Raw genomic sequence first — 5675 nt, 5'->3', positions numbered from 1 at the left:
ATATTACTAGATCAACATAAAGAAAAATTTAAAGAAAATAAAATTAATCTAATATTAGATAATAAAACTATTAAAGTTAAATCATTAAATTCATTTGAAGATTATATAAATATACATATAAATTATGAACTTGGACTAAACTCTGACATTATTGTTGAATATAAAGATTCTAAATCTCATGATGCATATAATATACAAGCCGTAGATTATATAGCTAATGTTATTTATTCTCATTATGAATATAATTTAGATATTTATATGCCTATAATCAAAAATAAAATAAAAGTTATTGAAGAATTTCCAAAGTTTAAATTTAAAAAAATAAAAAAAGGTGCTTAAAAGTATTTACTTTTATTTTTTTTTTGATATAATTAAAATTAGTTATAGGGTAAACCCATATTAATGTATCATCTATAAGTATATAAGCTGCCTATTTTGGTAGCCGTTATTATGGTTCCATAACACTAGCCCATGAGGGCTTTTTTATTTTTAAAATTATTATTTAATCTAATTTCTAGATTTTTGAAAAAATAAAAATAGTACTGTTTTATAAATATATGAAACAGTACTTTTTTATTTTTTAATATATATTTTTCTTATTATTTATAACTCTGCTTTTGAACTCCTTTTATGGTATAATGTTTTTTAGAGAAATTGTAATCTAAGAGTGGGGTTTCATATATAGCCTTTGTTCCTGCGATAAGTAGGAAGGAGGTGTAAACTATATGGAACAAAAGAAGAAGATAATCATAACTGTTATAGTTATTCCATTTATTATTGGTTTGGCTGTAAACTTTGTTTATGATAAAATAAAAAACCACTCTTACGGCAATAAGGGTGGCTTTCAAGTTGAATTCAACATAAAAGTTAAATTTGACTAATATTATATTGTATATATAGAAATCACACTCTATTCCACTAGATTATAATTTCTCTTTTTTATTTCTATGTTTTTATTATACTACAAAATGCAGAAAAATACACAGTATATATTTTAATGTATTTTTTTCATATTATTATAATATATTTATACTATTCTTGAGTTTCCGATTTAACAATTATTATTTTGCCATCTTCACAAACTACATCAATGAACTTATTTTCTTCATCGATTCCTAATTCTCTAACCATTGTTATTGGAAGAGTTAGTTTTGCACTAACTCCACCATTACCACCTTTATTAAAATTTACTTTTAATCTTTTTTTACTCATTTTTAATCTCCTATAAAAATATTTGTAGAACTATATTTACTATTGCTAATGCAATTGATATTTTTAATAATTTATTTGTATCGTTCATAGTACATTGTGGTATAATGAAAGAAAACTTATATACTTAAGGGCTTTCGCCCCTAAGTATTAGAAAAACTTATCTAGTATAGTATTTACTATGCTAAGTATTTCTATCAAAAGAAGAATTCGAGCCGTCGCAAGTTCTGTGTTCTTCTTTTTTTTCTTTTGTTTTCTTCTATTTGCCACTTTCTTCACCTCCCTTTCTATATTTATATTATAACATAACCGTTACGGTGAGTCAATATATTTCAGTTAAATAATACTATTTTTTTAATAATTTTTATTATTTATAACTCTGCTTATAGTTGCTTTGCTCCAGCCCGTTTCCTTAGATATGTAACTATAACTTTTACCATCCTCTTTAAATTTTCTTATTTTATCTATATCTTTATCAGAAATTCGTTTATGTTTCCCTTGAAATTTTATACCCTTTTTTAATTTTTCATTTTCCAAACTTAAAGACTCGATAATCCTATTCTTTTCTTCTAGTTGCTTCTCATAATATGAAATCATTTCATTATATTCTCTAATATATTTTCTAGTCCAATTATAATCATTTTTCTTTAGTTTCTTTAACAATGTAACACCACCCCTTATAGTTTCATTTCTATAAGAAACTATTTCTATATAAGAAACATCTAATCCTTTTTTACAATAGAAAAAGACTAGAAAATTAATCTAGTCTTTTGAATTTATTACAATAAATAACTGCATTCTCTGATAAACAGAGTACCTTACAGTCATTTTCACATTCCTTGCAAGTCTTAGATACGAATAGATTATCTAAAACTTCCTCAAAATATAACTGTACACTATTCACAGCATCCTCCTTGAATTCTCCATCCAAAGATGATATACTTCTTATTGCGGTTAAGGGAGTATGTCCATCTTTGGATGTGCTCTTTTTTATTTAATCTTCTTCTAAATCTGAATCATTTATACCATAATCGTCTTCAAGGTTTACAGTAGTATCTATATTTTCTTCTACTAAGATTTCTTCCTTGACTTCTTGTATATTATTACCAATCAATGCTTTTATTTTATCTTCTATTAATTTATCAATATCTGCATTAGAAACTATACTATTATTAAATTCTTTATTTTTATTCTGTTCAAAAAATCTAATTGCTTCACAAATATAATCAGTTACAACAACTTTATTTTTCTTTTTTTCATCTAAAATCAATTTAACATCTTGATTCTTTTTAGCAAAAGTTAAAGTGTAACCTCCACCTTGTTTTACACTTGGCATTTCATCAACCTACTTTCCATATTTCTTAATTGCTATCTTATAAAGCCCTTCTGATGTACTCCATTGTGAATTAATTGGTATATATGAGTGGCTTATTTCTTTATTTATTATTTCTTTTATATGTTGAGTAGTTCCACCAACAAAAACAACTTTGTCTAATAAGTTTATGTCAATCTTGTGTCCTTTTATATGTTTCATTACTTCTTTATAATAATTATCTTTAGCTTTGCAAAGATAAGCAACACTCTCTGGATCTATTTGTCCTGCTTTTTTAAGTCCATTATCTTTAAGTGTTTTTTCTGCTTCATCTATCGTTATATTATTACCTTTTCTATAATCTATTAATTGATATCTTACTAATTCAATCAATTTATCATGTCCACATTCTTCTATAAATCTATCTTCATTCTTACAAACTTTATTTTTATATAAACTTCCTCCAAGATTTAATCCACCTAAATCTACTACAAGTACATTGTTACCTTCAAATAAATTTGGTTCTAAATAAATAATACCTGATCCTTCTGCCTTTATCATAATATCAACTATTTCAAAATTGTAAGGCTTTCCATTTACAGTTATATTTATTTCACTATCACCTTTTATAAACGCTTTATATTCATCCTTAGCAGACTGAGAACGTAGTACGCTTAAAGGACACGCTAATACCATACTTATTTTATTATCCTTTGTATTCGGTTCTAAATATTGAGTTATAGCTGTGTAACAAGCTAATTTATGTAAAAAGTTTGTTTTAGAAGTATCATCAGACTTATCTTGACCTTGTTCTCCTACTATATATTCTTTTCCGTCTAATTCAACTTTAAAGCTATTACCTTCAACATCTATATATCCTTCTTCTAAATCATACATTTTCGTTCTAAAATTAACTCTTTTAATATCTTCCTGACTTCCGTCTAAATCTCTTCCGACAATATTTGTTTCATACTTTCCTATATCTGCACTTAAAACATATCTTTTCAAAATATGTACCTCCTTTATTAGTATACCTAAATTATACCTAAGTCATACCTAAGTTGTCAACATAAATTTAGGTATGATATACCTAATTTTTTTAAAGTATAGGTATGTATTTATATTTTTAATACCTGAATTTATGAATTACATACCGAATATATACCTAAGTTTTTACGGTGTATAGGTATATATTCGGTATAATTTAGGTATATAACTAATATTATTATTACTCATCATCATTTTTTTATAATTAGACATTTTTTTACAAATTTTTACAATAAGTATATTATATAATATTCTCAAAATACATTAATAGGAGGGATAAAATATGAAATTAAGCAAATACCTGAAAATGATTCTAATAGGGGTTCTAGCTATATCATTTGTAGCTTGTTCGGATTCTAAAATATCAGATGATAAAAATAATAACAATACACAAATAGAGAAAGTGGAAGATAATAAGAAAAAAAGAGAATATCTTGTTACAAAATACTTTGAATTAGAAAAAGGAGTCTCTTTTAATGATGTTTTATCTACTATAGATTCTGAGAATATAACTATTAATGATTCTGAAGAATTTGAAACTCCAACAGGATATAAAAAAAGAGAAGTAAACATCATTGATGGGAAAAATAAACTTGAATTAGTATTTAGAGATAATCAATTAGGTTCAAAAACATTTACATATGACACTGATAATACAAATAGTACATGGTTTTATTCTAACTACTATGATATTTTAGATGCTAAAGATACATCAGAAGAAAGCCATGGTATCTGGATAAATGCAATTAAAGAGACTAATTTTAATGATGAATATGAAATGAATATCTATTTACAGGACAATAACTTTTAGATAAAAAAGGTTACTCTTTACTATTTGGAGAAAAATAGAGTAGAGGAATATTATATAGTTTCCTCTTACTCGTGTTTTGTTTAAGTGTTTTTTTCTACTAAGAAATAATGTCGAATTATTTTATGAAACTAGGTATAAATAATTTATTTTCTAATGCAAAATCTAATAAATATTGTTTTCTTGGATTAGAAAGTGTATTCCACATAGACTCGCTTTGAGAAACTGCAACCCATCGTTCTTCATTAGTAACATATTCATCGAATATATCTAGGTTACTTGAGCTAAAACTCTTTGAATTATTGTAATTGAAATTAAAATCTGATATACTATTATTACTTAAATTTTTGGAAATTGTATTATTTAGATCCTCAGCTGTGCCACCAGTTGGGGATTTTTTATTTCTTGTATTGCTCATCGTTTCAAATACCATATTATTATTCTCATCTATTTTTAATTTTTCAATCTTCTTAGATTTAGATTCTTTAACTTCAACATCTTTAATACCATTATCTTCTGCATATTCTTCTTTCCAAATTTCTATAGTTCTAGTATCATCTGCTATAACATATACATTTTTATAATGTATATTATTCTTTTTTGTTCTGTAGATTTTTATTAATCCTTCTGCTTGGAGTTCTTTTATATATTTTCTTAGAGTATCAACTTTCTTGATTCCTAAATCACTACACATTCTCGATTGAGATGGATAAGTTTGTTTATCATTACCAGCAAATGCAACAAGATATGCATATATACCTTTTGCTGATAATGACAAACCTTTCATAGTTGTTACATATTGAGATATTATTCCATAACCAAAACTTTGAAGAGATGTTTTCTCATGTATGATTGCGTTATTTTCTATTTTATTAAAGTCTATACCATTAATTAGTCTTGTCATTTTGTGAATACTCCTTTTCTATAAGTTCATTTATTAGTTTTGAAATGGTTGTTTTTTCTTTTTTTGCAATTTCTTGTATTGATTTATAAAGTTCTTTTTTAAATGTTACTGATCTTCTAATTTTATCCTCTGCTACTGGCATTTTATCAACTCCTTTTTATTAATAGTATTTCAAGTGATTCACTTTGTCAATATATAAATATATAAATACATAAAAATAATTAATAGTAATATAATGTTAATAGTAAATATAATGTTAATAGTAATGACCCGTTTTACGGACTACCCAAAAAATGGACTACCCAAAAAATGGGTTATCGTATTTAGGTATATAAATTATATAAAAGTATTGAAAATACTAGATTTTTTTCGACTACCCTAAAAAAGGGTTATCG

General features: G+C 25.1%; 9 protein-coding genes. 3 read left to right on the top strand and 6 right to left on the bottom strand.

Annotated elements, in window-relative coordinates:
- Together R5Z65_RS09325 and R5Z65_RS09320 are read left to right on the top strand one after the other, a co-directional pair.
- A partial coding sequence (locus R5Z65_RS09325; RefSeq protein ID WP_317368720.1) for a DUF3800 domain-containing protein occupies window positions 1-339 on the top strand: 339 nt, incomplete at its 5' end.
- A gap of 386 nt (window positions 340-725) precedes the next feature.
- Window positions 726-881 carry a hypothetical protein gene (locus R5Z65_RS09320; RefSeq protein WP_302417124.1) on the top strand — a complete coding sequence of 52 codons (156 nt, stop codon included), beginning with the start codon at window positions 726-728 and terminating at the stop codon, window positions 879-881.
- 151 nt (window positions 882-1032) lie between these two features.
- Here R5Z65_RS09320 and R5Z65_RS09315 read toward each other — a convergent pair whose 3' ends face one another.
- The 4 genes from R5Z65_RS09315 to R5Z65_RS09300 all read right to left on the bottom strand — a co-directional run bounded on the left by R5Z65_RS09315 (window position 1033) and on the right by R5Z65_RS09300 (window position 3529).
- On the bottom strand, window positions 1033-1212 hold the full coding sequence (locus tag R5Z65_RS09315; RefSeq protein WP_302417126.1) for a hypothetical protein: 180 nt from the start codon (window positions 1210-1212) through the stop codon (window positions 1033-1035).
- Between the two features lie 351 nt (window positions 1213-1563).
- A complete protein-coding gene (locus R5Z65_RS09310; RefSeq protein ID WP_317368719.1) occupies window positions 1564-1872 on the bottom strand; it encodes a DNA-binding protein in 309 nt (102 codons plus the stop codon).
- Window positions 1873-2203: 331 nt separating this feature from the next.
- Complete coding sequence (locus R5Z65_RS09305) at window positions 2204-2545, bottom strand: hypothetical protein (RefSeq protein ID WP_317368718.1); 342 nt, start codon at window positions 2543-2545, stop codon at window positions 2204-2206.
- A 9-nt stretch (window positions 2546-2554) separates the two neighbouring features.
- Complete coding sequence (locus tag R5Z65_RS09300; RefSeq protein ID WP_317368717.1) at window positions 2555-3529, bottom strand: recombinase; 975 nt, start codon at window positions 3527-3529, stop codon at window positions 2555-2557.
- Window positions 3530-3875: 346 nt separating this feature from the next.
- Here R5Z65_RS09300 and R5Z65_RS09295 point away from each other — a divergent pair, with 346 nt between their 5' ends.
- Entirely contained in the window at window positions 3876-4379 is a 504-nt protein-coding gene (locus R5Z65_RS09295; protein ID WP_317368716.1) for a hypothetical protein, read from the top strand.
- A 115-nt stretch (window positions 4380-4494) separates the two neighbouring features.
- Here R5Z65_RS09295 and R5Z65_RS09290 read toward each other — a convergent pair whose 3' ends face one another.
- A complete protein-coding gene (locus tag R5Z65_RS09290; protein WP_317368715.1) occupies window positions 4495-5280 on the bottom strand; it encodes a helix-turn-helix domain-containing protein in 786 nt (261 codons plus the stop codon).
- Window positions 5264-5422 (bottom strand): hypothetical protein, encoded by a 159-nt coding sequence (locus tag R5Z65_RS09285; RefSeq protein ID WP_317368714.1) that lies wholly within the window; start codon window positions 5420-5422, stop codon window positions 5264-5266. Before R5Z65_RS09285 ends, R5Z65_RS09290 begins: the two co-directional genes overlap by 17 nt.
- Between the last annotated feature and the right edge of the window lie 253 nt (window positions 5423-5675).

Origin of the sequence: uncultured Tyzzerella sp. (assembly GCF_963558545.1) — a bacterium.
Classification (GTDB): Bacteria; Bacillota; Clostridia; order Lachnospirales; family CAG-274; genus Tyzzerella.
Note: the sequence above shows the minus strand (reverse complement) of the source record. Positions and strands in the feature narration are given on the sequence as shown.

What these genes read in the sequence shown, in the direction of transcription:
- R5Z65_RS09320 (WP_302417124.1), top strand. Translation starts at nt 726, where the DNA reads ATGGAACAAAAGAAGAAGATAATCATAACTGTTATAGTTATTCCATTT.
- R5Z65_RS09315 (WP_302417126.1), bottom strand. Translation starts at nt 1,212, where the DNA reads ATGAGTAAAAAAAGATTAAAAGTAAATTTTAATAAAGGTGGTAATGGT.
- R5Z65_RS09305 (WP_317368718.1), bottom strand. Translation starts at nt 2,545, where the DNA reads ATGCCAAGTGTAAAACAAGGTGGAGGTTACACTTTAACTTTTGCTAAA.
- R5Z65_RS09295 (WP_317368716.1), top strand. Translation starts at nt 3,876, where the DNA reads ATGATTCTAATAGGGGTTCTAGCTATATCATTTGTAGCTTGTTCGGAT.
- R5Z65_RS09290 (WP_317368715.1), bottom strand. Translation starts at nt 5,280, where the DNA reads ATGACAAGACTAATTAATGGTATAGACTTTAATAAAATAGAAAATAAC.
- R5Z65_RS09285 (WP_317368714.1), bottom strand. Translation starts at nt 5,422, where the DNA reads ATGCCAGTAGCAGAGGATAAAATTAGAAGATCAGTAACATTTAAAAAA.